Source organism: Pseudaeromonas pectinilytica (assembly GCF_054780855.1).
Genome location: NZ_BAAGVN010000358.1, coordinates 1 through 25,292, shown reverse-complemented (window position 1 = coordinate 25,292; position 25,292 = coordinate 1). Strand labels below are relative to the sequence as shown.

The following is a 25,292-nucleotide window of genomic DNA, read 5'->3' as shown; positions in this document are numbered from 1 at the left end:
AGCGATGGAAATCAGAGAATTTCACTGGTTGATGAACATCATCCAAAATCTTGAAGTCGGACTGGTCGTGCTGGATACAGACAATCGCATCCAGGTCTGGAATGGCTTCATGGAGAGTCATAGCAGCCGGTTAAGCTATGAAGTCAAGGACAAGGATCTATTCGAGCTCTACCCCGAACTCGACCGGGTTTGGCTTGAGCGAAAGTTGAATATGGTCAAGACGCTGAACAACAAAGCCTTTATCAGTTGGGAGCAGCGCCCCTTCCTGTTTCATTTTTCCAACTATCGCCCCATTACGGGAACCGCTACGCACATGTATCAGAACATCACCATCATGCCGTTACCGGATTTCACCGGCGAGATCCAGCATTTGGCCATCCTAATTTATGATGTCACCGATCAAGCTGTCGCCCGACTCACGGCTACGCCAGCCTAAACAAAAAGCGGGCATTCAAGCCCGCTTTTTGTTTGTCAGGAAAGCTTGGTCAGCGCGCGACTTGTGACAACAAACGCTGCCACATTGCCTCAACCAGCTTCTGATCTGCATCCTGCAGTTCCCCATTGAGGCAGGCCTGTTGCAATCCACGCAACACGCTCATTTCCACATCGCGGGTATGAGTCCGGCCATGCATTTCACAGTTGGCGACCGCCAGTGAAATATGGCCTCGCAGATAGCCGCTGGCAAACAGTTCATCATCAGAACCATTGGCCACCAAGTTATCAATCTGCGCAAGCAACAGCTGTTCAAATTCAAATATGTTCATGGTTCCGATCACTTGTATAGCGCCAGGGATAAGGCGAATCAGAACGGCCTGAAGGGTAATCAGGCCGAAGGCGCAAATACTGCCTCAGTCATACATTTTTTACCAGTTACCAACGCCTATCGGCGTTATTTTTTTGCTTTTAATGGTCACCTCACGGCAGTTGTTCTCTTCAGCCAGACTGGTAGACTTGGCATCTTTGTTATGGGCTCTAGGATGCCATGTCATCAGCCCGTTAAATACCACCACTACAGGATCTGCTCATGTTTGAATGGTTAATGGATCCCAGCGCCTGGATGGCACTGGCCACGCTGACCCTGCTCGAAATCGTCCTCGGTATCGACAACATCATCTTTATCTCAATTCTGGTCAGTAAGCTCCCCCCCGCCCAGCGACAACGAGCTCGTGTGCTGGGTCTGGCGGGCGCCATGGTCACTCGGGTTCTGCTCCTGCTCTCGCTGGCATGGGTCATGCGCCTGACCTCCCCCTTGTTCAGCATGTTTGACGAAGCCATATCTGGACGGGATCTGATCCTGATCATCGGGGGCCTATTTCTGCTGGCCAAGAGTACTCATGAAATCCATGGCAGTCTGGAGGGTGATGAAGGGGAGTCCAGCGCCAAAACAGGTGCTGCCCATGGATTCATGGCCACACTGGTGCAGATCGCCATCCTGGATATCGTCTTCAGCCTCGACTCGGTGATTACCGCCGTCGGCATGGCCAGCCATGTACCCGTCATGGTGCTGGCGATTATGATTGCGGTCGGTGTGATGATGTTCGCCGCCAAGGCGATCGGTGATTTCGTGGATACGCATCCGACCATCAAGATGCTGGCACTTTCTTTCCTGATCCTGGTGGGTGTCGCCCTAATTGCCGAAGGCTTCGATCTGCACATACCGAAGGGTTACATCTACTTTGCGATGGCGTTCTCACTGGGCGTGGAGATGCTGAACATCCGTCTGCGCAAGAGTTCACAAGCAGCGGTCAAATTGCACAAAAGCGTTAATGAATAAGCAATAGCTCCTGTCGTTAAAAAAGAAGGCCGTGCAATGCACGGCCTTCTTTTTATCTCGATAACAGGAAGTATCGATCAACGGCGCTGGATTAAACCAAGTGCGGAGTGGTCGTGACCACATGAGGATTCTGTGCCCGGTGGCGCATCAGATGATCCATCAGCACTAGTGCCAGCATCGCTTCGGCAATCGGTACGGCACGGATCCCGACACAGGGATCATGGCGGCCCTTGGTGATCATCTCCACTGGATTACCCTGGGTGTCGATGGTATTGCCCGGCACTGTGATACTGGAGGTGGGTTTGAGCGCAATGGTGGCTACAATATCCTGACCAGAGCTGATCCCGCCCAAGATACCGCCAGCATGATTACTGCTGAAGCCTTCCGGGCGCATCTCGTCTCTATGCTCGGAGCCCCGTTGCTCGACCACCGCAAAGCCGTCGCCAATCTCGACTCCTTTAACCGCGTTGATGCCCATCAACGCATGGGCGATATCCGCATCCAGACGATCAAATACCGGTTCACCCAAGCCAACCGGCACCTGCTTGGCCACCACCTGCAAACGGGCACCAATCGAGTTGCCCTCTTTCTTCAACTCGCGCATGAATTCATCCAGCGCCTCCAGCTTATCCGGATCAGCGAAGAAAAAGGGATTCGTTTCTATGATGTCTCGCTCATGGCGCTCAGCCTTGATCGGACCGAGTTGAGTGAGAAAGCCGTAAATTTCAATGCCGTAAGCCTGCTTCAGATACTTCTTGGCAATGGCACCAGCGGCCACCCGCATCGCCGTTTCCCGCGCCGAAGAGCGACCACCGCCCCGGTAATCCCGCACCCCATATTTCTGATGATAGGTGTAGTCGGCGTGGCCCGGACGAAACAAGTCCTGAATTTCGGAGTAATCCTTGGAGCGTTGATCGGTATTCTCGATCAGCAGACCAATCGAAGTGCCGGTGGTTTTGCCTTCAAAAACTCCAGAGAGGATCTTGACCTCATCCGGCTCTCGGCGCTGGGTGGTAAAGCGCGAAGTCCCTGGCTTGCGTCGATCCAGATCATGCTGCAGATCCTCGACGCTCAATTCCAATCCTGGTGGGCAACCATCCACGATGGCACCCAACGCCAGCCCGTGACTCTCGCCGAAGGTCGTCACGCGAAAGAGTTGACCCAAGCTATTCCCTGCCATAAATCCTTAACTCCTGTACGCGGCGAACTGGTCGCGACAAGCATCCAGTTGCGCCTTGGTCATTACAAAAACCCCATGGCCGCCCTGCTCAAACTCGACCCAGGTGAAAGGCACATCCGGGTACTGGGCCTGCAAGTGGACATAGCTATTGCCTACCTCCACCACCAAAATCCCCTGTTCGCTCAAGCGATCACCGGCTGTTGCCAGGATCCGCTTCGCCAGGATCAAACCATCCTCTCCTGCAGCCAACGCCAACTCAGGTTCATGCCGAAACTCATCCGGCAGATCAAACATATCGTCCGCATCGACATAGGGCGGATTAGAGACAATCAGATCATAAGTCAGACCTGCAGGCAGATCGTTCATCAGATCGGAAGCCATCGGCACCACCTGCTGCTCCAAGCCATACATCTCGATATTGATCTGGGTGACATCCAGCGCATCCGGGGAAATATCGATAGCATCGACTTCCGCCTCTGGAAAGGCTTGTGCCAGCGCGATGGCGATACAGCCAGAGCCTGTACACAAATCCATCACCCGCAGCGGCTCATGGTTCAGCCAGGGCGCAAAGCACTTGCCGATGAGCTCACCAATCGGCGAGCGCGGCACAATCACCCGCTCATCGACGTAAAATTCCAGCCCGCAAAACCAGGCTTTGTTGGTCAGGTAGGCGGCGGGGATCCGCTCCTCCACCCGACGAGCCACCAGTTCGGCCACTTGTTGGCGTTCGGCTCGGGTCAGACGCGCGGTGCGGATCTCTTCGCTGATATAGGGCGGCAGATGCAGGGTCGGTAAAATCAGCTGTACCGATTCATCCCAAGCATTGTCGGTGCCGTGGCCATAAAACAAGCCCGCTCCATTAAACTGACTGACCGCCCAGCGCATCATGTCGTTGACGGTACGCAGCTCACTGACCGCCTCATCGATGATAATCTTTTCCAAAACCGCCTCCGGGTCGAGTAGAATTCGGGATACTTATCCCACTACAAAGTGCAGATACCTGATTAATGAAGAAAAATACCGATCTCGATGAACAGGATCTGGCGCTGTTCCGCGAGGCCGTGGCGGGTACCCGCCAAATTAGGCAGGATACCATAAGTCCCACCCACAGGACGGTCAAGCAGAAAGCGCTGCAGCGTGAAGTCCGCGAAACCCTGGGGGTAAGCCATTACTTTTCCGATGAATTTGTTCCTCATCTCAGCGAAGAGGGGCCGATGCGCTATGTGCGCAGCGATGTTTCCAGCTTCGAAGTCAAGCGACTCCGCCGCGGTGATTACTACCCCGACATGTTGCTGGATCTGCATGGCCTCTCCCAGCAACAGGCCAAGTTGGAGATCGCCGCCCTGCTAGAGGCCTGCCGCCGCCAGCAGATCCGTTGTGCCTGCGTCATGCATGGTCATGGCAAGAATGTGCTCAAACAAAAGGTACCGCTCTGGTTAGCCCAACATCCGCTCGTTGAAGCCTTTCATCAGGCACCCCGGGAATGGGGCGGTGATGCCGCCTTGCTGGTGCTGATTGAGCAAAGCGACGCGGCGGCGGCGTCTTTCAAACGTTAACCGAGATCCGGGATGGCGCTCGACTTCTCGGCATGGATCAGGATATTGCGCGGTGTCAGCTCCCAGGCACAAAATTGACTGAGTTCCACCTGATAACCTTGCTCCTGTAAAAACAGCGCCCGATCCAGCACCAGCCAAAGTTCGAGGGGGCGCCGGAACAGATGCCGCACCAGTTCCATCCTTGCCATCACTGGCAGTCGCTCGGCACCGGCTTGCTCGTAACGGGCGACTCGCTCGGCTGTCATATCATCAGTCAAGACTAATCCCTTGGCAGCCAGCGCCCAACTCACAAAGTCGCTAAAGGTTCCCGATAGCCAGCTTTTCTGCAGATTAGGGACCGGAAGATACTCATCAACTCCGCGAATATCCCGCTGCAACAGATCAAAGCCCAGCCGCCAGGTGAGTTCAATCTGCCGCAAACGACGCACCCGTTGTCCTGCGGTGACCGTTTCTTGCACTGTCATGCGCAGATCCTGAGTTGTCAGCTGCAGCGGACTATTCTTGCCTGCTTCCGACATCGGCTGATAGTTCGAACCTTCAATCAGATGATAACAACAGGGGGAAATACTCAACGCCCGGGTCTGCTGCAGGCTTGCCACCTCGAGCAAACGCATATGCAAGGCGCCACAGGCATGCAAGGCAACGGCATGCTGCTCTGGCCTGATGAGCTCCCTTGCTGCCGCCGAAAATGCATCGGCACAGACAAAATCCATAGGGACCTTGGCGCGCTTGGCCAAGCGTTGGCCGGCATCGCAGAGTTCTGACTGCCACTCCAGACTGAGGACCGATTGCCCCGACTGAAAACCCAGCAGACGCCCCAAGTGCCCCTTCCCCGCGCACCACTCCAGTACGGGGCCGCGCACGCCGGGCAGCGCAGCAGCAAAATGGCGCAACTGCTGCCATTTACGTCCAGGAATATAGTTGCCCAACACCTCGGGCACCGGCTCGGGAACTTTCGAGTTCAATGGCAGGGCACAGAGCGCGGAGAATTGCTCAATCTCAGGAAACCAGGGCGTCAGCAGTGCCATCAAAGGGGTTGGAGCGGCCTCCAGCGCAAACACTTGCTCAGGCGATAACTGATCGAGAAATGTCGCCAGCTCTGGAGCGCTCTCACGCCAGCAGTTGTCACGCCAATGAAACGGCTGACACTGCCAGAATGGCTGATAGCGAGTCAGCAGCTGATCCAGGGCTTCAAAACGGCGATAGAGCATCAATTTTTTCCCGCTTGCAGGCATAGCCAAAGGTTGGCCAGTCTATCGGGCAAAATGGCTGATCACCAGTTGCATGCAACACTTCTTTATTATGTTGCCAAGTAGCATAATATTGAGACTTTCAGCTAGAAAAACACTATTCCATGACCATTGATATTACCAATATGCTCCACATGAATGAGGTTTTGCTGATCTTTGTGGTGCTCGGGATCGGTTTGCTGGTCGGCAAACTGCGCATCGGCTCATTTCAAATCGGCAATACCATAGGCGTGCTGTTTACCGCCTTGCTGTTTGGTCAGTTGGGTTTCAGCCTCACCGGTAGCGCTGGCAACATTGCATTCATGCTGTTTATCTTTGCCGTTGGCATAGAAGCAGGCCCCCATTTTTTCAGCGTCTTTTTACGGGATGGACTGCGCTATATCAGCCTGGCACTGGTCATTCTCACCTCAGCCCTGCTACTGACGTTCGGGCTGGCAAAACTATTCGATCTAGGACCGGGTCTGGCCGCAGGCATTCTTGCCGGAGCATTGACTTCCACTCCGGCGCTAGTCGGCGCCCAGGACAGTCTGCAGAGTGGCTATCTCAGTATTCCGCACAATACCAGCATCAGTCAGCTACTGGATAACATGAGCGTCGGTTATGCCCTTACCTATATGATTGGTTTGCTCGGGTTGATGCTGGTGGTGCGCTATCTCCCGGGACTGTTCAAACTCGACTTGTGTGAAGAGGCCCATAAGATTGCCCGCGAGCGAGGTCTTTCCGATCAATATGGCCGCAAGACCTATTTGCCGATCATTCGCGCCTATCGGGTCGGAACCGAATTGTCGGAGTGGATTGGCGGACGCACGCTGCGCGAAACCGGTATTTATCCCCACACCGGCTGCTATGTAGAACGCCTGCGACGCAATGGCATTGTGGCGGCGAGCCCGGATGGGAATACCGTGATCCAGGAAGGTGACGATATAGCCCTGCTCGGTTATCCCGAAAGCCACGAGAAACTCGATCTGAGTTACCGCAACGGCAAAGAAGTGTTTGATCGGGATCTGCTGGATCTGCAGATCGTGACCGAAGAGATAGTGGTCAAAAACGACAACTATGTCGGTAAGTATCTCATCGAGCTCAATCTGACTGGCAAGGGTTGCTTCTTGAATCGTATTGTTCGTTCACAGATCGAGATGCCACTGGATCGCAACATCATGCTGCAAAAAGGCGATGTACTGCAGATCAGTGGCGAAAAGCACCGTGTAGAGCGCCTCGCCAGCCGGATAGGTTTCATCAGCATTCACAGTCAAGCCTCCGATCTGGTGGCCTTTAGTACCTTTTTTGTCTGTGGTCTGCTCATCGGCAGTATCTCGCTGGTGTTCGGTCCTTTTCAATTTGGGCTCGGCAATGCCGTAGGCTTGCTACTCGGCGGCATTTTCATGGGTTATCTGGGCTCGACCCATCCGACCGTGGGTTACATCCCATCTGGTGTACTGCGCTTTATCAAGGATCTGGGATTGACGCTGTTTATGGCCAGCATAGGACTCAAAGCCGGTGGCGGAGTCATCAGCCACCTGAGTGACAATGGACTATTGGTGCTGGTTGCCGGTGCCGTGGTGGCCGTGCTGCCGGTACTCATTGGCTATCTGTTCGGTATTCATGTGCTGAAGATGAATCCAGCGCTGCTGCTGGGCGCCATCACCGGAGCCCGGACATCGGCACCAGCCATGGAAGTGGTGAACAGCATGTCGGGGAGCTCGATCCCCGCCTTAGGCTATGCTGGCACCTATGCGGTAGCTAACGTGTTATTGACGCTAGCCGGAACTCTGATCATTGCCCTCTGGTTCTAGGCGTGGAATTCATATGCATGGACTCTGCATCGAGTGGTGGCGATAGTGGGGATTCAACACCAACAAAACGGGCTGCCATTGGCAGCCCGTTTTTCAAATCTGTGGTCATCAAACTCCGAAGCCGTTCCGTTACGCCGCATTCGAGAGTTGGCTAATGGTGGAATTCACCTCGGTAACGGTATTTTTGTGCACATGATCGGCCGTTGCAGGCATCACCAAGTGCCCCTTGTCAAACTCGTACCCACCGCGCCCCTGAATATAAATGCGCCCCTTGAAGAAGGTTTTCACGTACTTGGCAATCATGAACGGCAAGTATTTTTTGAAAATTCTCATAGTTATTCACCTTTTCTCGTACCACGCAATCTTAGGCATAGATTAGCGAGAAAAGTTCCGTCTGGATGAGATATCAATCTGCAAAAACGCAAAATCTAACAATTAAATGCGTTAAATCGGTCGCAATCACAGATTTTTCAGCAAATGTGGCGCCTGTTGCCACAGCAGGGTCCCCGTGGAATCATCGATTTCAACGGCGGCCATGGCCGAGGTGACAAACATGGGCGGTACTTGCACCGGACAGAGCTCAGCCACCAGATATCCCACCAGCGGCAAATGACTAATCACCAACACAGTGGCGATGTCATCCTGCAGGGCCAGCAGCTCATCCACCACACGGCTGGCACGGCCATGGGGAACCAGTTCAGCGAGGGTTTCGACCTTGGCCCCCGGAAACAGGTCGCTGATGGTTTGCCAGGTTTGCTGAGCACGCAAATAAGGACTCACCAATACCAGATCCACCTGTGGAAGCTGCGACTGTAGCCAGTTGGCCATATTCCGGGATTGCTGACGCCCTGTAGCAGTCAAGGCACGAGCGGCATCATCATCGGCACCGATAACGGCATCGCCGTGCCGCATAATCACGATTTTCATCGATAGGGTTCCCAGAAAAGACACAAGAAAACAGCGCGAGTTTACTGGCTTAGTGCTGGCTTCACAATGGGCGGCTCTCGCAGAAACGGTTTGCGCCCCCGTCGGCACCAGTCAATAATAACCCTGTAGATCAATAAAATGAGCGTATCCATGGGTCATCAAATCCTGCGTGTGCATACCAGTCCGAATGATCATCGCGCCTACCGTTACCTGACCCTGCCCAATCAGCTGCGAGTTTTGCTGATTGAAGACCACAAAACCGAGAAATCAGCCGCCGCCCTCGCCGTCAATACCGGTCATTTCGATGACCCGGGGGCACGACAGGGGATGGCTCATTTTCTGGAACATATGCTGTTTCTCGGTACCGAAACTTTCCCGCGGCCGGGGGAATATCAGGAATTTATCAATCGGCACGGCGGTAGTAACAACGCCTGGACCGGCACTGAATTTACCAATTATTACTTTGACCTCCAGCACGAGTGGTTTGCCGAGGGGTTGCAGCGTTTTGCGCAATTTTTTATCTGCCCGACCTTTGATGCCCAACTCGTCGATAAAGAGCGCAACGCCATCGACTCCGAGTTTCGGCTCAAACTGCAGGATGATGTCCGCCGGACCTATCAGGTGCACAAGGAAACCGTCAATCCGGATCATCCCTTCGCCAAATTTTCGGTCGGCAACTGGCAAACACTCGGCGATCGGCCGGATGAGTCGATCCGCAATGAATTGCTCCAGTTTTATCATGAGCATTACAGCGCCGATCGCATGACCCTGGTGGTGCAATCCAATGCCTCCCTGGCGCAACAGCTGCAGTGGGTAGAGACCTATTTCTCAGCCATTCCCGAGCGGGAAATCGCGCGCCATGCCATCCAGACGCCGCTCTATCGGCCACAAGATATGGGGATCCGCATCGAGATCAAACCGGTGCGCGAAAGCCGGAAGCTGGTGGTCAGTTTTGCCCTGCCCAGCATAGAGCCCTTGTATCGCACCAAACCGCTGACCTTCATCAGTCACCTGTTGGGCTACGAGGGTAAGGGCAGTCTCTATTCCTGGTTGAAACACCAAGGCTGGGTGAACACCTTATCCGCCGGTAGCGGTGTCGGTGGTAGTAATTTCAAGGACTTTTGTGTCAGCTTCGGCTTGACCCCGGAAGGCGTTCACCACGAAGGCAGCATCATCGAACTATTGTTCGGTTATCTGGCTCTGATCCGTAAGCAAGGGGTTGAGGCCTGGCGCTACCAGGAAAAACGTCAGGTTCTAGATGCCATTTTTCGCTTCCAGGAAGGCAATCGCGCCATCGACAACGTATCGCACCTGGCGGTGAATATGCACCACTATGCCCCGGAACATATAGTGTCCGGGGACTATCTGATGGAAGAGTTCGATGCCGAACAAATCCATCACATGCTCGACTATTTGACGCCAGATAATATGCGTATTCAGCTGGCAGCCCCTCATGTGAAAACCGATCGGGTAGCCCGCTGGTATGACACGCCCTACCGAGTACAAGCGATAGAAAGTACCTGGCTGCGGCGCTGGCGTGACCCGGCGCCGCTGGATGGGCAACTGACACTGCCCGAGGCCAACCCCTTCATCTGTGATCGCCTGGAGCCCCATGGGGTGGATCCTGTCTACCCGGTGCCGCAATGCCTGATTGAGCGCGCAGGTATGCGCGTTTGGCATCTCCATGATCAGGAGTACCCGGTGCCGAAGGGAACCTTGTTCGTGGCGGTCGACAGTGAACATGCCGTACGTTCAGCCCGGCATATCGCCTTGATGCGGCTGACGGTGGAATTGCTGATCGATCATCTCAATGAGCTGACCTATCCCGCGGAAGTCGCCGGACTCAGTTACGACATCTATGCCCACCAAGGCGGCTTCACCCTGCAGCTGTCCGGATTCAGCAGCCGGTTGCCCCGCTTGTTGGAGCTGATCCTGAAGAATCGCACTTTTGGCCGCGTCGATCCGTTGCGCTTCAATATCATCAAGCAGCAACTGTTGCAGAACTGGCAAAACCAGAACAAGGGACGGCCGATTTCCCAGCTGTTCACCCATCTGACCTGTGTGTTGCAACCGAACAATCCGCCGATTGAGCAACTGATCCCCCACCTCACCGAGCTCACCCACAGTGAGTTGCCGGAATTTGTGCGTCAGCTGTACAAAGCGGTCCACCTGGAGGTGCTGGCCCATGGCGATTGGCTGGAAGAGGAAGTACGACAAGTCGCAGGGCTGCTGGAGCGGGAATTGACACCCTTGAGCCTACCCAGCCGTGAAACCCGGCGTCGCCTGGTCGATATCAGCCAGCGCGGAACCCTGCGCAGGGAACTGGCTTGTGCCCATCAAGATTCGGCACTGCTCATCTACTACCAATCCCCTTCGTCTCATCCACGGGATATCGCCTGTTTCACCCTGGCAAATCACTTGCTGGCCTCGACGTTTTTTCATGAATTGCGGACCCGCCAGCAGCTCGGTTATGTCGTTGGTACCGGGAATTTACCCCTCAATCGTCACCCGGGGTTGATCCTGTATATTCAATCCCCGGTGGCCGGTCCGCAGGAGTTACTGGATGCCATCGAACTCTTTATCGATGACTTCTATCTGGTGCTGATGGAATTATCCGAACAGACCTGGCAAGAGAGCAAACAAGGTCTGCTCGGTCAGTTACAGGAGAAGGACGCCAATCTGCGGACCCGCAGTCAACGCTTGTGGGTCAGCGTGGGTAGTCGGGATTTCCACTTTAATCAACGGGAGAAAGTTGCCGAGGCGGTTGCCCACATGAGCCGGGCCGAGATGATTCGGTTCTTGCGCTCGTTGCGCAGTAGCCGCGCCGATCGGGTCATCTTGTGCAGTTACGGGGACCCGCATCAGGATGGAAACCGGATCCAAGAGGGTGAATTGATTGAAGATCTGGAGTCATTTCAGCGTCACAGTCGTAAATTCTGCAACGTCTAACCTGAACCACCGGGGCAAGATTGCCCCGGTGGTTGAACCTTGCTCGCACCTCGCTGTTCTGATCCCGCCACGCTCAGTGCTCCTCGCCAGTTAAGCCCCCATGGGGATAAAATAGCTCTCCGGCTTCGGCGCGGCGCAACAAGCCGGCACAGGGGGCAAAACGCTCGCCATAATGACTCGCCAGCTCCTGCATCCGGATCACCACCGAGGCCGCACCGCGCTGATCCAGGTAGCGGAAGGGCCCACCGGTAAAGGGTGGAAAGCCTATCCCGTACACAGCCGCCAGATCGCCATCCCGTGGTGAGGCAATCACCTCATCATCCAGGCATCTCACAGCTTCGTTGAGCATCAACAGCAGACAGCGATCGACGATGAGTGATGCTTCGAGACGTTTCACCGGCAAGACCTTGAGTAGATCATAGAGCCGGCTGTCGGCGATTTTTTTCCCTCGCGCCGGATAGCGGTAGAAGCCTTGCTGGCTCTTGCGTCCCTTTCGGCCATCCGCCAGCATGGTTTCTAATACCGGACTCGGCGTGAAACGCGAACCATGGGCTTCGACCAGGATAGGACCTATCTTCGCGGCTACATCAAGCCCTACCTCATCCAGTAGGGCCAACGGTCCCACCGGAAAACCGGCATCCAGCAGCGTCTGATCAATATCGGTAATCGTCTCGCCTTCCAGCAGCAGAGTCACGGCTTCATTCATGTAGGGGGCCAGGATCCGGTTGACATAAAACCCGGCACAATCCTGAACCACAATCGGCGTCTTGCCCTGCGCACGGGCGAGCGCCATAACAGTGGCCACCACCTCAGGCGCGGTTCCTGAGTGGGGAATGACCTCGACCAGCGGCATCTTTTCGACTGGGCTGAAATAGTGCAGCCCCACCACACGAGCCGGATCCGGCGCTCCCTCGGCGATCTGACGGATCGGCAACGACGAGGTATTGCTGGCAAAAATGGTCGCCCCATGACCGGCTGACTGCACCTCTGCGACCATCTGGCGTTTGAGCGCCAGATCTTCAAACACCGCCTCCACCACCACATCGAGTCGCTGGAAACCCCGATAATCGATGCAACCGCTCAACCGTGCCAACTGCTCACGGTAGCCGACCTCACTGAGCCGCCGTTTGCTCAGCTGGCGCTGCAAGGCTTGCCGGGAATGGCTGATGGCCCGATCCACTGCATCATAGCGAGTATCCTTGACTCGAACCGGCAGTTTTGCCTTATCCACGGTGACATGGGCGATCCCGGCCCCCATCAATCCGGCACCCAGTACGCCTACACGTCGCACCGGGAAGGGTTCAGCCCCTTGGTAAGCTTTCTCTTTTTTGTGCGCCGTACTGGCGTGGAATAGGCTCCGTAGCGCCTGAGATTCGGCCGAGAGCACCAGTTGGCCAAAGTTTCGGGCTTCCGCCTCCAATCCGGCACTCGTCCCCTGGGCCAGACCGATTTCCACCGTCGCCAGCAACTGTTCGGCCGCCGGGTAATTGCCGCGGGTCTTGGCCCGAGTTTGCTTGCTGGCTTGAGCCATCAACCAGCGTCGCAGGGGTGCACACTCGCCCATCAAGCGTTGCGTCCAGGGCATACGCGACCGCCGTTTGCCTTTGCCAATCCAATCGGTGGCGGCCTGCAGCAGTAGCGGTGTTGCCACGCGCACATCGGCAAGCCCCAACTGGCAAGCGCTCCGACCATCGACTTGGCGGCCGGTCAGCATCAGATCCAGCGCCTTGGGCAGGCCGATCAAGCGCGGTAATCGCTGGGTTCCCCCGGTACCCGGTATCAGTCCGAGCTGGATCTCCGGTAACCCAAGGCGGGTTTGCGGCGACTCGGTGACCACACGGTAATCGCATGCCAAGGCCAGCTCCAGGCCACCGCCCAGGCAGGAGCCATCGATAGCGGCAACCACCGGGAACGGCAAACTGGCCAGGCGGGTGAATAGTTGCTGTCCTTGCGCCGCTAATTGCTGCGCCTGTTCGGCACTGGTGCAGCCGTCCAGCATATGGATATCGGCACCGGCGATGAAATTGCCCGGTTTGGCCGAGTCGATGATCAGGCCCATGATGCTGGTATCGCTCTGCCAACGGCTCAGCAAGGCCGCAAACTCAGGGATCAGTGCTGCCTGCAGGGTATTGACACTTTCCCCCTGCACATCGAATGTCAGATGAATAATGCCGGTCGGTTCGACCTCGATACGGAAAAATTGGCTCATTCTGCAACCTCCCAAATCATGGCGACACCCAAACCACCCGCCGCACAGGCGGTGGTTAACCCAAGCCCACCTCCCCGGCGTCGCAATTCCCGCACCGTTTGCAAAATCATGCGGGCTCCCGTCGCAGCAAACGGATGTCCATAGGCCAAGGAGCCACCCAGCACATTGAATCGCTCCGGATCCACCTCACCCAGGACCCGCTCTTGCCGTAACACGTCGCGGGCAAAGCGTTCATCTGCCATCAACTTCAGGTTACACAGCACTTGAGCCGCAAAAGCTTCGTGCATCTCCACCAGAGCCATGTCGCTAAGTTGGCAGCCACCACGGGCCAAGGCCTGGGGGATGGCATAGGTAGGGCCGAGCAGCATGTCTTGTTGCACCGGCAACCCGGCGAAGGCATAGCTGCGTAAGAAAGCCAGCGGGGTAAAGCCCAGCGCAGCAGCCCGTGTTTCGGTCATCAGTAGCAAGGCGGCAGCGCCATCGGTCATCGGCGAGGCATTTGCGGCCGTCACAGTGCCATATTGGCGATCAAACACCGGCTTGAGCCGTCGGTAGCTGGCTTCGTCAGAGTCAAAGCGGATGCAGTTATCCCGCAACAAGGGCTCATGACGGCCACCACACAGGATCGGGGCCACCTCCTCGGCAATATCACCGCGTTCCCAAGCGGCGGCGGCTAATGTATGGGAGCGATGAGCAAAGGCGTCCTGCTCTTCGCGGCCGATGCCATGTCGCTGCGCCATCTGTTCGGCACTCTGTCCCATGCTCAACCCGGTCGAGTATTCTGCCACCGCGGGGGCCACCGGTTTGAAATCGGCCAGCCGCAACTGACTAAGGAGTCGCAGGCGCTGGGGCAGCGTGCGTGCTTTGCTCAGCAGTAACAGGGTTTGTGCCAGCTTGGCCGTCACCCCGACCGGTAGCACCGACGAAGAATCGGCGCCACCGGCAATGCCCACTTGGCAGCGGCCTGCCAGCATGGCTTCAGCCACGTTGGCAACAGCCTGGAAACTGGTGGCGCAAGCACGGCTGACACTGTAAGCATCGGTGGCCACATCCAGTTGGGATCCCAGCACGATTTCGCGAGCAATGTTGGGGGCGGCCGGCATCTGGATCACTTGGCCAAAGACCAGCAAATCCACCACCGCCGGATCCACACCCGTGCGCCATATCAATTCATCGACCACCTGGCGGCCTAACTCCACGGCCGGTAATCCCAGATAAGCCGAGGCCTGCCTGGCAAATGGACTCCGCAAACCGCCGACCAGGGCAATCCGTTCACCCTGTGCCGTACGTAAACATGAAGCTCGGGTCATAGCATGCTCCTGCTCAAGAGAGGTCAGACCATTTCTGATACCATGATTTAACGGTATTTTTACAACTACTTATTCAGTCTGGCTCACAATGTGACGCGCTGCCTCAATTGCAGCCTGCCCATTATCCGGGTCCAGTAGTAAGATAGCGCCGTTTAAGGATGAACTAAGGCGTTGATATGTCGAGACAAGTGATAAATGCGGTGCGAGCCTACCTCAATGAGCAGGTTGTTGGACAACCCGAGCTGGTCGATGGACTGATCACAGCGCTGCTGGCCGATGGCCATATCCTGGTCGAAGGTCCTCCGGGTCTCGCCAAGACCCGGGCGATCAAGATGCTCGCCAACTGCATCGAAGGCCGTTTTCACCGGATCCAGTTCACGCCGGATTTGCTACCCGCCGACTTGACCGGGACCGATATCTATCGCCCGCAAGATGGCAGTTTTGTGTTCCAACCCGGCCCGCTGTTTCATCATTTATTGCTCGCCGATGAAATCAACCGCGCCCCGGCCAAGGTACAAAGTGCGTTGCTGGAAGCCATGGCCGAGCATCAAATCACCATAGGGCGTAAAAGCTACCAACTGCCCGAGTTGTTTTTGGTGATGGCTACCCAGAACCCCTTGGAACAAGAAGGCACCTATCCCCTGCCTGAGGCCCAGCTCGATCGCTTCATGCTGCATTTGCAACTCGGCTATCCGGATGCCATGACCGAACTGTCCATCCTGCGTCTCAACTACGCCGAGTGTGCTCAGCAAGCCGAGATCACGCCACCGCGCCTGACTCAAGAGCAGCTGTTTTCCACCCGCCAGGAAGTACTCAAAGTCAAACTGGCTACGGCGATCGAGAACTATATTGTCACCCTGATCATGGCGACCCGCCGACCCCTGGGCTACGACGCCGAGCTGGCCCGCTGGCTCAGTTATGGTGCCAGCCCACGGGCGACCATGGCGCTGGCCCGTTGCTCACGGGTTCGAGCCTGGTTGCAAGGCCGCGATTTTGTCACCCCGGACGATGTGCAGGCCTGTGCCTATCCGATACTGCGTCACCGACTGATCCTGAGTATGGAAGCCGAAGCCGATGGCATCGATGCCAACAAGGTGATCGCCCGCCTGCTGCAACGGGTCGTCGTGACATGAACGATGGCATTGCCTTGAGTCTGGAGCAGTTACTGCGCCCGCCCACGCTGGCACAGCTGCTGCCCTCACGCCAGGTGAGCGGCCAACGCACGGGTCTCCATCAGGCCAGCAGTAAGGGCCGCGGGATGGAGTTTGCCGAAGTGCGCCCCTACCTGCCGGGGGATGATGTGCGCAGCATCGATTGGCGCATTACCGCGCGCACCGGCAAACCGCACACCAAATTGTTCCGTGAAGAGCGGGATCGCTGCGTCTATACCTTGCTGGATCTGGATCCGGCCATGTATTTCGGCTCGCAAGGGCAACTCAAGTCCCGATTAGCCACCATCTTGGCCGCCGCAACCGCGTGGCAGGCACTGGAGCAGGGCGATAAAGTCGGCGGCGTGATCCTGTTGGGAGCAGAGCCCATTCGGCATAGTCCGGCGGGTCGCCGCAAGGATCTGCTGATGTGGTTGCAACAACTGTTGCAGGCCTATCAGCTGGGATTGACGCGGCCCGAGCCGCTGCTGAATATGACCGAAGGACTCAAACTACTCAGCCGAACGGTGCGCCCCGGCAGTCTGATCCACCTCATCAGCGATTTTTACCGCATGAGTGACAGCTCTTGGCTGTGGCTAAAACGCTTGAACAAATCCCATCAGGTGCACTGCTACCAAATCATGGACCGTTTGGAGGCGCAGCTGGTCGGTCAGGGAACTCTGGCCGCCGACAATGGCCGACAACAGGGCTTTCTGACCAGCCATGATGCCCGATTCATCCAGCATTACCGCCAGGTCGGTATGCATCGGCAACATGGCATAGTGCGTCAGCTGCGGGAGTCCAGTCAGCGATTTTACTGTCTGGATACCAGTCATCCGCAGAAGCGGGCGGCAGGAGCCACCCCATGAGTTATCCGCTGCAGCAGCTCAAGGATATTCATCCTGGCCCGCCACCGGCAGCCGATCTTCTGACCGGAGCGCTCAGCCTCACGCTGGTCTGTATCCTGCTGGCTGGCTTGGGCTTCTTGTGGTATCGGCTGTGGCCCCTGGTGCAGGCTTATCGACAACTGGCTCGATTATCACGTCAGGCGAAGTCGCAACACCCCGACTGGGTGCCCGCACTCAATCACTGGCTGAAGGCAACTGCCCTGCTGACATGGCCACGCTCGCAGATAGCCCCGCTGCATGGAGTCGCCTGGTTGAGTTTTCTCGATCAAACCGCACAGGGTGATTTCATGCCCTATGCCGCCTCGTGGAATGGCTGGCTATATGGCCAACAACCGATCAGCGAGCAGGAACAGCAAGCACTGCTGCGGAGCTGTCGCCGCTGGTTGCACGCCCAGATGGTGAGGTGTTTATGGTCACGTTAGGCTGGCCCTGGCTGTTGTTGCTGTTACCGCTTCCCCTGCTGATCCGGTTGTTGCCGGCCCGTCGGCAAGAGATTGAGCCGCTGTATGTGGCCACCCTGCCCCATCTGAGCCAACAGGCTCCTCACCGGAGCTACTCGCTGTTTTTGCTTGCGCTCCTGATCTGGAGTCTGCTGCTGCTGGCGCTGGCCCGCCCCGCCTGGCTCGGCGAGCCAGAGCCACTGGAGCGCCCGCACCGGGATCTGATGTTGGCCATCGACCTGTCGGACAGCATGCGCACCATGGATATGCTGGAGCAAGGGCGCCCCGTCAATCGCTTGCAGGTCGTCAAACATCAGTTGCGACAGTTTGTCGGCCAACGGGCCGGGGATCGGATCGGGCTGATTTTATTTGCCGATCACGCCTATCTGATGTCACCGCTGACCAGTGACTGGCGCACCTTACAAAGCTTTATCGACGAGCTGGATTTCAGCATGGCGGGCTATCTCACCTCGATTGGCGAGGCGATTGGCCTATCCATCAAGCGTTTCCGGGATGAAGGCAGCCGCCAGAAGCTGTTGATCCTGCTCAGTGACGGTCGCGATACCGTGGGCACGGTTTCACCGCTGGCGGCCGCCACCCTTGCCGCACAGCACCAGATGCGGATCTACACCATAGGGCTCGGGGCCGAGGTCGCTCTGGATGATCCCTTAGCCTCGGCGACCGATAATCCGGCCGCAGATCTGGACGAACAGACGCTGCGCGAGATTGCCCGTGTCACTCAGGGCCACTATTTCCGGGCCCGGGATCCGGAGTCACTGGCCGCGATATATCAGGAGATCGATGCGCTGGAGCCGATGGAAAAGAGTCAGCATTTCTATCAACCCCGCCTCGAGCTCTATGCCTATCCGTTGGCGCTGGCGCTGCTGCTGAGCCTCTGGCTGGCCTTTCTGGTGAGACGTCGTCATGGCTGATTGGACTCTGTTACGCCCCTGGTGCCTATTACTGCTCCTGCTACCGGGCCTGCTGCTGTATTGGCACTGGCACCAGCACCATACCGGGCAAACCTTTATCCGACAGAGCATATTGCGCTATCTGCGGGGCCAGCAAGCCGAGTCAAGCCGCAGGTTTGCGCTCTGGTGGCTGCTACCCTGGAGTCTGGCGGTGCTGGCGTTGGCGGGCCCAGCTCACCGACAAGCCGACGCCCTGTATCAAAGCGACGACGTCTGGATCTGGATGCTGGATACCTCCCGCTCCATGCTGGCCGATGATGTTGCGCCCTCCCGGCTGCTCAGCAGTCGCTATCAACTGTTTGATCTACTCGAAAAATCGCCGGGGCGGCGGATTGCCTTGATCGCCTTCGCCGGGGATGCCTATGTCATCACTCCCCCCACCGATGATCACGAGACCCTGCGCTTCTTATTGCGAGAATTGGAGCCGGAGGTGATGCCCGTCGCCGGATCCAACCCGGTTGCCGCCATCAAGCTCGCGTTGACCATGCTCGGCAACCAGCAGCGCCAGTCGGGACGGTTATTGCTGATCAGTGATGATCTGCAGGCCGCCCAGCGGCAGACCATTACCGATTTATTACGACCTGAGCAACAGGCTCTCGACATACTCGCCGTCGGCACCGAAGCGGGAGCCCCCATCCGCCTGAATGATGGCTCCTTACTCAAGGATCGTCAGGGGCAACTGGTTGTCGCCCGCAGCAATCTGACGCAATTGGCAACACTCGCCCATGACACCGGTGGCCATCTACTGCACAACGAGAATCAGCCCGTCGATCTGGAGCGGCTGCTGCGTCCATTACATGGCCAGGGCACCACCGGCGGAGCAGCCCAGATCCGGTTACAGGATGTCGGTTATTGGCTGCTATTGCCATTACTCGTGCTGGTGGTGGGCTTTCAGCGCGGCTGGTTTTTTGTGGTGCTACTGGGCTGCTCGCTGCTGTCAGCGCCCAAGGTGGAGGCCGAAGAGGCCATGGTTCTCTATCAGCGCGGCGAGTTTGCTGCCGCAGCGACGCAATTTACCGATCCCCTCTGGCAGGGCAATGCCTGGTTCCGGGCCGGCCGGTACCAGGAAGCAGCCGCGGCCTATCAGCAGGCCGGCGACAATCCAGAGGCACTGTATAATCTGGGCAATTGTCTGGCCTATCAGCAGGAGTTTGCTGCCGCGATCGAGGCATATGACCTGGCACTGCAACAGAAACCCGAACTCGATGATGCCCGATTTAACCGCGCTCTAGTGACGCAATGGTTGCAGCAGCAACAGGCCCGACAGACGCCGCAGAAGGCTGCTACACGTCGTCAACCCTCCTCCTCGACTCGCGCCAGCGAGGTACTGGATCTCATCGCGGAAAAGCCGGGTAACCTGATGAAAAACCGCCTGCGTCTGCAGCAGCAACGTCGTCTACACCGGGAGCCTGCACAAACATGGTAAAACCAATGCTGGGTCTGCTGTTATTGCTCTGCATGCCGGTTCATGGGCTGGAAACTATCCAGGCGCACACCGATAAGAGCCGCGTGTATGAGCAGCAAAGCCTGGTGCTAACCATCAGTGCCGATGATCAACTGGATGTCGGCGCTCTGGATATCCGGCCCTTATTCCGTAGTTTTATCGTGGGTGAGGTTCGGTTTGCCAGCCAGAGTCAGGGCTCCCGGTTTTCCAGTCAGTGGCAGATCCCGTTGTTGCCGCTAGGCACCGGTGCTCAACAGATCCCCCCGCTGCCCGTCGCAGGCTTTATGACCCAACCGATCACTCTGCAGGTTCTGCGTGGAGAGGCCCCCAAAACACAGCCGCGCGTGCTGGATGTCAGCCTGGACCATCCAACCCTGCTTCCCCATCAGGTCGCGTTGTATCGCATCAAACTGTCGCAACCACCGGGCGTGCAGATTGATGCCATCTCACCGCCGTCGCTCAATGCGGCACGCATCCGGCAAATTGGTGATGATGTCATTGATAACGAAATTATTCGCGGCAAGCGGGTCCGCACCCTGACCCGCTACTACGCGGTGACTCTGGAGCAAGCCGGTGAATATGTGCTGCAAGGTCCTCTGGTCCAGGGCCAGGACATGAGCTCCCGACGCCAAAATACTCCCTTCTTACAACAGGGAGACAATTTAGCCCTCAGGGTCAAGGCCGCGACGACGCCAACAGCGTTGATCAGTAACCAACTGACGCTGGAGAGTCATTGGCAACCCGCCAAAGGCCCGTATCGAGTTGGCGAGCCGCTATTGCGGGTACTAACCCTCAAGGCCGAGGGTACCTCGCTGGAACAGTTGCCGGAGCTTGCCTTACCCGAGTTGGCCGGGGTCCGGAGCTACGAAGATGGCGGTAGCAGTCATGAATCTGTGGTCCAAGGCAAGCTCATCGCCGAGCGGGTTGTGCGCCAGGCCTTTATTCCGCAGCAACCCGGTGCTTTTAGCCTGCCGGATCTGACCCTCGAATGGTGGAATGTAACAACAGAAAGGCTCGAAACGATTCGTCTGGCACAGCCAGCACTGAACATCGACACCGCCACTAGCACGCCTTCCATAGCCCCGTTGCCTGATGCGGATACCGACACTACGCAGTGGCCTTGGCTAACGATCAGCTTTGCGACGGCCTGGCTGGTTACGCTGCTGATTTGGTGGTTCACCGGGCGGCGATTGCCCTCGGTACCTCGCCTGAGGTATATCGACGATAAATTGAGCTGGCGTCAGCTCAAACGCGCCTTGCAGACCGAAGATCCACAGTTGGTACATCAAGCCTTGCTGGTTTGGGGCGCCCAACGCTGGCCCCAACTACAACCGACTTGTCTGGAAAACCTCCCCTGTTATCCGGCTCTGCAGCCCGAGATGGAGCTATTATTGGCCGCTTGTTATCGTGAAACCCCTGGCCCATGGTCAGCGACGGCATTGCGACGAGGTCTATTAAACTGGCGAGAAACGGAGCAGAAACAGCAGGAAAGACTCAATCCGCACGGTCTTTGCTAGTACCCAATCACCATAACCGCCGAGAATAAGCACTATAAATGCTATTTATCCTGCATTTTTGCGACAGATCACTATGCTTTCCCCGCTGGTCTGATTTGTGCATCTGATGGCGCCAAGTAAGATCGCCGCGCCATTGGGTTAACGCCCGTTAACAGGAATTAGCATGAAACAGCATACTCTCGCATTAACACTGACCTCTGTCCTGGCCGCGATGGCCATGCAACAGGCGCACGCCGCCGCATTCAACCTGAACGAACACTCAGCCTCAGGTCTGGGTCGGGCGTTTGCCGGTGAAGCCGCCATTGCAGATAATGCCAGCGTGCTGTCTCGCAATCCTGCCGCCATGAGCCGTTTTAAATCGATGGAACTCAGCGTTGCAGGCACCTACGTGCAACCGAATATCGATCTGCAAGGACAGAGTGATATTTCGGCATTGGGCGTTAGCGCCTCGGATCTGGATGCCCAAGACATAGCCCCTAGTGCCTTCGTGCCGACCTTTTACCTGATCCAGCCGTTGAATGAACAATGGGCGTGGGGTCTGGCGCTATTCACCAATTTTGGTTTATCCACCGAGTTTGATAACAATTATGCGGCAGGCCTGATTGGCGGCAAAACCGAGCTGATGACCTACAACTTCAATCCGAACATCTCCTACCGTCTGAATGATCAGTGGAGTTTCGGCGGCGGGATTTCAGCGGTCTATGCCGACGCCACCCTGATCCGTCGCGCCGGTGCCGCATCAGCCAGTAACCCCTTGATGAGCGACGATACGGCATTAGTGGATTTGAGCGGTGATACTCTGGATTGGGGTTGGAATGTCAGCTCGTTATTCGAGCTCAATGAAGCCAATCGCTGGGGCCTGAGTTACCGCTCCGGCACCACTTTGACCTTCAAGGGCAAGTTTTCAGGCAGTGCATCCGGTGTTTCCTCCATGTCACCGCTGACCTTCAATGAAGTCGACGGCACTCTGGATCTGGAACTGCCGGCCATTGCCGAATTCTCCGGGTATCACCTGCTATCCCAGCAGTTTGCCGTGCACTATTCCGTGCAATGGACCGACTGGAGCGTGTTCAAGGAGTTGACCGCCAACAGCCCGGATTGCAATGACGGTACCGCCGGCGAGTGCTTCAGTAAGCCAGAAGAGTTCTCCGATAGCTGGCGCTATGCCATTGGGGGGACTTATTACCTGAACAACCTGTGGACCCTGCGTGCCGGTCTGGCGCTGGATCGTCAAGCCGCCCACAACGTGATCAGCATTCCGGATACCGAACGTCTGTGGTACAGCTTGGGCACCAGTTATCAGGCCACACCGGCATTGAGTCTGGACGTCGGGGTTGCCTATCTACAGGGTAAGGATGTCACCATCAGTGAACAACTCTCGGCCGGTTTGCCCAATGCCGAGTATCAATCCTCCGCTTCGGCATTCCTCGCCTCCGCGCAGGCAAACTACCGCTTCTGATCCCCAAGCTTCGTTAACCAATTCAAGGGCCCGTGTGGGCCCTTATTCGTTACCGCCGTTCGATTTTCCGCCAGTTACACCAACGAAGTGCCGGTGATGTCGCTAAATTAGCTCCCCCCTGTTGCCACAAGGCATCAAGTACTGCAAATTTGCCTCAGTACAGGTAAATAGCATGTCACTTTTCACTCCGACAGCTGTAGTTAGCGAGCAATAGGACGACCACGATGTATTCATTCGTCGCCAGACAACCGATCCTGGATCACCACCAAAGTCCAGTGGCTTATGAGCTGCTGTTCCGCGAAGGGTTGAATAATCAATTCCCCGACGTCAGTGCGGAACATGCCACGACCTGTCTGATCGCCGAACAATTTTTGAGTCAACCCATTCAGCAACTGGTAGGCGAGCATGCCTGCTATATCAATTTTCCCTACAGTCTGATTTTAAATGGCCTCGCCGACTCGCTACCGGTTGAACAGGTGGTGATCGAGATCTTGGAAGATGCCGAGCCAGATGAACAGTTGCTGGAATGTGTCAAACGGTTGAAACATAAAGGCTACCGTTTGGCGCTGGACGACTTCACGCTGGATCCCCGCTGGGAAGCATTTCTCCCCTTCATCGACATCATCAAATTTGATTTCCGGCTGACAGCCCATGCCGATATCAGCCGTTTTATCAACCAGCATACAGGCAGTCATCTCATTTATCTGGCCGAAAAAGTCGAAACCCAACAAGAGTTCACCGCAGCGAAGAAGATGGGCTTTACCCTGTTTCAGGGCTATTTCTTTAGTCGACCCGAAATTGTACAGCGCAAGACACTCTCCGATAGTCAATTGACGGTCATGCAACTGCTCAAAGAGGTCAACTCTCCGGAGCTGGATTACGAACGCATAGAAGCATTGCTGAACCGGGATCTGACCCTGGCCTATAAACTGATGCGCTACGTCAATAACCTGCGTTATAAGGCCGCCCAGCCCATTACCTCATTTCGGCACGCCACGATATTTTTAGGCCAACAGGAGATGCGACGATTCGTCTCGCTGGTCAGTGCCACCAGTGGCGGTGAAAACAAGTCGACCGAGCTCTATCGGATGAGTTTGATCCGTGGGCGGTTCTGTGAATTATTGTCGTTGCACCGCCAAGGCTGGACTGATCCAGCGGAAGCCTTCCTGTGCGGTTTATTCTCCTTGCTGGAGGCAATTCTTGATCAACCATTTGCCGAAATTCTGGCACAAATACCCTTGTCCGCAGCCATTAAGCAGGCATTATTGGATAAAAAAGGCGAGTTGGCGTTTTATCTGGCATTCGTAGCCGATTATGAACAGCTCAATTGGGAGCGAGTTAAATTACGCGCCGGGAAAATGCATTTGCAGGAAAAACAAACCATCGAATTGTTTCTGGAATCCACGCAATGGGCAGACCAGGTCATGTCTGCCCATTAATCAGCCGATATTATCCGGCGGGCTTATAGGCTAGTCCTTGCAGGTAATGTTTGCGGCATAACGAAACATATTTATCATGCCCGCCGATCTCGACCTGATTACCATCCCGGAGCACACGACCATCATCCGCAACCCTGGCATTCATATGAGCCTTGTTGCCACACCAGCAAATGCTCTTAAGCTCCTCCACCTTATCGGCTAAACAGAGTAGATGATAGGAACCTTCAAACAGTTCACCACGAAAATCACTCTTGAGGCCGTAGGCAATCACCGGAATATTCAATTCATCCACGATCCTTGCCAGTTGATAAACCTGGGTGCGCGTTAAAAATTGCGCCTCATCGACGATAAAGACATCCAGAATTTGTTGTTCTATTCGCTGCTGCACTATATCGAATAGATCGCTGGTGGCCGTGAATACATCGGCACACAGCTCTAATCCAACCCGTGCCGTAATAACCCCGACGCCGTAACGATCATCAATAGCCGGAGTCATGGCATAGGGTACCATTCCCCGTTCACAATAATTGAAATGCGCTTGAATCAGTTGGGTCGATTTCCCTGAATTCATAGCTGCAAACTTATAATGCAGTGACGCCATAATTCCCCCTGTTAACGTGGCGGCTATGATGCCAGATTGCTTGGCATGAGCGAAGTACCAATAGCTGATTAGTCTTGAGGCTCAATCATTGCCGCTGCTTCTATAGCCATAGCATCCGCCATCTGCTGGCCAAGGTACCCCAACAGCTCAACCCCAGTCAGCTCAACCTCAGTCAGCTCAACCTCAGTCGCATCATATCAAGCAGAAGATTTTTTGAGTGACCCCAATACGCAGAGATAATCAGGCTGTTAGCATCGAGAAGAAACAATGCCAACAGAGAAACTCAGACGGGTTCAATTCATCGATATCGAAGATAAAGGCGTGCCGTTAATGGGTAATGCCGATCAGTTAAGGATCCATTGACCGATCCTCAGGCTGTGTAAAAATCCGAAACTCACGGTTGGGTTTCGGTTTTTT

Annotated in this window: 22 protein-coding genes; 13 read left to right on the top strand and 9 right to left on the bottom strand. The window is 56.0% G+C overall.

Annotated features, from left to right (window positions below; all coding sequences use genetic code 11):
- Positions 1–4: 4 nt before the first annotated feature.
- Complete coding sequence (locus ACYVG7_RS19380) at positions 5–436, top strand: PAS domain-containing protein (RefSeq protein ID WP_460884744.1); 432 nt, start codon at positions 5–7, stop codon at positions 434–436.
- 49 nt (positions 437–485) lie between these two features.
- Here ACYVG7_RS19380 and ACYVG7_RS19375 read toward each other — a convergent pair whose 3' ends face one another.
- The gene (locus ACYVG7_RS19375; RefSeq protein ID WP_460884743.1) at positions 486–764 is read right to left on the bottom strand and encodes a YfcL family protein; all 279 of its coding nucleotides are present in this window, start codon (positions 762–764) and stop codon (positions 486–488) included.
- 260 nt (positions 765–1,024) lie between these two features.
- Here ACYVG7_RS19375 and ACYVG7_RS19370 point away from each other — a divergent pair, with 260 nt between their 5' ends.
- Positions 1,025–1,774 (top strand): TerC family protein, encoded by a 750-nt coding sequence (locus tag ACYVG7_RS19370; protein WP_460884742.1) that lies wholly within the window; start codon positions 1,025–1,027, stop codon positions 1,772–1,774.
- Positions 1,775–1,865: 91 nt separating this feature from the next.
- Here ACYVG7_RS19370 and aroC read toward each other — a convergent pair whose 3' ends face one another.
- Positions 1,866–2,954, bottom strand: coding sequence for a chorismate synthase (gene aroC, locus ACYVG7_RS19365; RefSeq protein WP_460884741.1), 1,089 nt, complete (start codon positions 2,952–2,954; stop codon positions 1,866–1,868).
- Positions 2,955–2,960: 6 nt separating this feature from the next.
- Positions 2,961–3,896, bottom strand: coding sequence for a 50S ribosomal protein L3 N(5)-glutamine methyltransferase (prmB, locus tag ACYVG7_RS19360; RefSeq protein WP_460884740.1), 936 nt, complete (start codon positions 3,894–3,896; stop codon positions 2,961–2,963).
- Between the two features lie 65 nt (positions 3,897–3,961).
- Here prmB and smrB point away from each other — a divergent pair, with 65 nt between their 5' ends.
- Positions 3,962–4,510: an endonuclease SmrB gene (gene smrB, locus ACYVG7_RS19355; protein WP_460884739.1), complete on the top strand. Its 549-nt coding sequence runs from the start codon at positions 3,962–3,964 to the stop codon at positions 4,508–4,510.
- On the opposite strand, the gene ACYVG7_RS19350 is transcribed toward smrB, so the two are convergent.
- A complete protein-coding gene (locus ACYVG7_RS19350) occupies positions 4,507–5,721 on the bottom strand; it encodes a methyltransferase (protein ID WP_460884738.1) in 1,215 nt (404 codons plus the stop codon). The genes smrB and ACYVG7_RS19350 overlap by 4 nt on opposite strands.
- A 143-nt stretch (positions 5,722–5,864) precedes the next feature.
- Between ACYVG7_RS19350 and ACYVG7_RS19345 the strand changes: the two genes are divergently transcribed.
- Complete coding sequence (locus ACYVG7_RS19345) at positions 5,865–7,553, top strand: aspartate:alanine antiporter (protein WP_460884737.1); 1,689 nt, start codon at positions 5,865–5,867, stop codon at positions 7,551–7,553.
- A 129-nt stretch (positions 7,554–7,682) separates the two neighbouring features.
- Here ACYVG7_RS19345 and ACYVG7_RS19340 read toward each other — a convergent pair whose 3' ends face one another.
- Both ACYVG7_RS19340 and sixA read right to left on the bottom strand, forming a co-directional pair.
- Entirely contained in the window at positions 7,683–7,886 is a 204-nt protein-coding gene (locus ACYVG7_RS19340; RefSeq protein ID WP_460884736.1) for a DUF1107 domain-containing protein, read from the bottom strand.
- 126 nt (positions 7,887–8,012) lie between these two features.
- Positions 8,013–8,480 (bottom strand): phosphohistidine phosphatase SixA, encoded by a 468-nt coding sequence (gene sixA / locus ACYVG7_RS19335; protein WP_460884735.1) that lies wholly within the window; start codon positions 8,478–8,480, stop codon positions 8,013–8,015.
- Positions 8,481–8,645: 165 nt separating this feature from the next.
- Here sixA and ACYVG7_RS19330 point away from each other — a divergent pair, with 165 nt between their 5' ends.
- Positions 8,646–11,429: an insulinase family protein gene (locus ACYVG7_RS19330; RefSeq protein WP_460884775.1), complete on the top strand. Its 2,784-nt coding sequence runs from the start codon at positions 8,646–8,648 to the stop codon at positions 11,427–11,429.
- Between the two features lie 73 nt (positions 11,430–11,502).
- Here ACYVG7_RS19330 and fadJ read toward each other — a convergent pair whose 3' ends face one another.
- Both fadJ and fadI read right to left on the bottom strand, forming a co-directional pair.
- On the bottom strand, positions 11,503–13,638 hold the full coding sequence (gene fadJ / locus ACYVG7_RS19325; protein WP_460884734.1) for a fatty acid oxidation complex subunit alpha FadJ: 2,136 nt from the start codon (positions 13,636–13,638) through the stop codon (positions 11,503–11,505).
- The gene (fadI, locus tag ACYVG7_RS19320) at positions 13,635–14,948 is read right to left on the bottom strand and encodes an acetyl-CoA C-acyltransferase FadI (protein WP_460884733.1); all 1,314 of its coding nucleotides are present in this window, start codon (positions 14,946–14,948) and stop codon (positions 13,635–13,637) included. The genes fadJ and fadI overlap by 4 nt, the downstream gene beginning before the upstream one ends.
- Before the next feature lie 176 nt (positions 14,949–15,124).
- On the opposite strand from fadI, the gene ACYVG7_RS19315 reads away from it, so the two are divergent.
- The 8 genes from ACYVG7_RS19315 (at position 15,125) to ACYVG7_RS19280 (ending at position 24,274) form a co-directional block, all read left to right on the top strand.
- A complete protein-coding gene (locus ACYVG7_RS19315; protein ID WP_460884732.1) occupies positions 15,125–16,081 on the top strand; it encodes an AAA family ATPase in 957 nt (318 codons plus the stop codon).
- The gene (locus ACYVG7_RS19310; protein ID WP_460884731.1) at positions 16,078–16,965 is read left to right on the top strand and encodes a DUF58 domain-containing protein; all 888 of its coding nucleotides are present in this window, start codon (positions 16,078–16,080) and stop codon (positions 16,963–16,965) included. The genes ACYVG7_RS19315 and ACYVG7_RS19310 overlap by 4 nt, the downstream gene beginning before the upstream one ends.
- Entirely contained in the window at positions 16,962–17,426 is a 465-nt protein-coding gene (locus ACYVG7_RS19305) for a DUF4381 domain-containing protein (protein WP_460884730.1), read from the top strand. Before ACYVG7_RS19310 ends, ACYVG7_RS19305 begins: the two co-directional genes overlap by 4 nt.
- On the top strand, positions 17,414–18,376 hold the full coding sequence (locus ACYVG7_RS19300) for a VWA domain-containing protein (protein ID WP_460884729.1): 963 nt from the start codon (positions 17,414–17,416) through the stop codon (positions 18,374–18,376). The genes ACYVG7_RS19305 and ACYVG7_RS19300 overlap by 13 nt, the downstream gene beginning before the upstream one ends.
- Positions 18,369–19,841, top strand: a complete 1,473-nt coding sequence (locus ACYVG7_RS19295; protein ID WP_460884728.1) for a VWA domain-containing protein — start codon at positions 18,369–18,371, stop codon at positions 19,839–19,841. The genes ACYVG7_RS19300 and ACYVG7_RS19295 overlap by 8 nt, the downstream gene beginning before the upstream one ends.
- Entirely contained in the window at positions 19,835–21,376 is a 1,542-nt protein-coding gene (locus tag ACYVG7_RS19290; RefSeq protein ID WP_460884727.1) for a BatD family protein, read from the top strand. The genes ACYVG7_RS19295 and ACYVG7_RS19290 overlap by 7 nt, the downstream gene beginning before the upstream one ends.
- Positions 21,377–21,539: 163 nt before the next feature.
- Entirely contained in the window at positions 21,540–22,835 is a 1,296-nt protein-coding gene (locus tag ACYVG7_RS19285; protein WP_460884726.1) for an outer membrane protein transport protein, read from the top strand.
- A gap of 224 nt (positions 22,836–23,059) precedes the next feature.
- Entirely contained in the window at positions 23,060–24,274 is a 1,215-nt protein-coding gene (locus tag ACYVG7_RS19280; RefSeq protein ID WP_460884725.1) for an EAL and HDOD domain-containing protein, read from the top strand.
- 10 nt (positions 24,275–24,284) lie between these two features.
- Here the strand turns inward: ACYVG7_RS19280 and ACYVG7_RS19275 are convergent, their stop codons facing one another.
- Positions 24,285–24,875, bottom strand: a complete 591-nt coding sequence (locus ACYVG7_RS19275) for a thymidine kinase (RefSeq protein WP_460884724.1) — start codon at positions 24,873–24,875, stop codon at positions 24,285–24,287.
- Positions 24,876–25,292: the final 417 nt, after the last annotated feature.

Bases quoted from the DNA above. Each gene is read 5' to 3' on its own strand.
- ACYVG7_RS19380 (WP_460884744.1), top strand. From the start codon at position 5: ATGGAAATCAGAGAATTTCACTGGTTGATGAACATCATCCAAAATCTT.
- ACYVG7_RS19375 (WP_460884743.1), bottom strand. From the start codon at position 764: ATGAACATATTTGAATTTGAACAGCTGTTGCTTGCGCAGATTGATAAC.
- ACYVG7_RS19370 (WP_460884742.1), top strand. From the start codon at position 1,025: ATGTTTGAATGGTTAATGGATCCCAGCGCCTGGATGGCACTGGCCACG.
- aroC (WP_460884741.1), bottom strand. From the start codon at position 2,954: ATGGCAGGGAATAGCTTGGGTCAACTCTTTCGCGTGACGACCTTCGGC.
- smrB (WP_460884739.1), top strand. From the start codon at position 3,962: ATGAAGAAAAATACCGATCTCGATGAACAGGATCTGGCGCTGTTCCGC.
- ACYVG7_RS19350 (WP_460884738.1), bottom strand. From the start codon at position 5,721: ATGCTCTATCGCCGTTTTGAAGCCCTGGATCAGCTGCTGACTCGCTAT.
- ACYVG7_RS19345 (WP_460884737.1), top strand. From the start codon at position 5,865: ATGACCATTGATATTACCAATATGCTCCACATGAATGAGGTTTTGCTG.
- ACYVG7_RS19340 (WP_460884736.1), bottom strand. From the start codon at position 7,886: ATGAGAATTTTCAAAAAATACTTGCCGTTCATGATTGCCAAGTACGTG.
- sixA (WP_460884735.1), bottom strand. From the start codon at position 8,480: ATGAAAATCGTGATTATGCGGCACGGCGATGCCGTTATCGGTGCCGAT.
- fadJ (WP_460884734.1), bottom strand. From the start codon at position 13,638: ATGAGCCAATTTTTCCGTATCGAGGTCGAACCGACCGGCATTATTCAT.
- fadI (WP_460884733.1), bottom strand. From the start codon at position 14,948: ATGACCCGAGCTTCATGTTTACGTACGGCACAGGGTGAACGGATTGCC.
- ACYVG7_RS19315 (WP_460884732.1), top strand. From the start codon at position 15,125: ATGTCGAGACAAGTGATAAATGCGGTGCGAGCCTACCTCAATGAGCAG.
- ACYVG7_RS19310 (WP_460884731.1), top strand. From the start codon at position 16,078: ATGAACGATGGCATTGCCTTGAGTCTGGAGCAGTTACTGCGCCCGCCC.
- ACYVG7_RS19305 (WP_460884730.1), top strand. From the start codon at position 16,962: ATGAGTTATCCGCTGCAGCAGCTCAAGGATATTCATCCTGGCCCGCCA.
- ACYVG7_RS19300 (WP_460884729.1), top strand. From the start codon at position 17,414: ATGGTCACGTTAGGCTGGCCCTGGCTGTTGTTGCTGTTACCGCTTCCC.
- ACYVG7_RS19295 (WP_460884728.1), top strand. From the start codon at position 18,369: ATGGCTGATTGGACTCTGTTACGCCCCTGGTGCCTATTACTGCTCCTG.
- ACYVG7_RS19290 (WP_460884727.1), top strand. From the start codon at position 19,835: ATGGTAAAACCAATGCTGGGTCTGCTGTTATTGCTCTGCATGCCGGTT.
- ACYVG7_RS19285 (WP_460884726.1), top strand. From the start codon at position 21,540: ATGAAACAGCATACTCTCGCATTAACACTGACCTCTGTCCTGGCCGCG.
- ACYVG7_RS19280 (WP_460884725.1), top strand. From the start codon at position 23,060: ATGTATTCATTCGTCGCCAGACAACCGATCCTGGATCACCACCAAAGT.
- ACYVG7_RS19275 (WP_460884724.1), bottom strand. From the start codon at position 24,875: ATGGCGTCACTGCATTATAAGTTTGCAGCTATGAATTCAGGGAAATCG.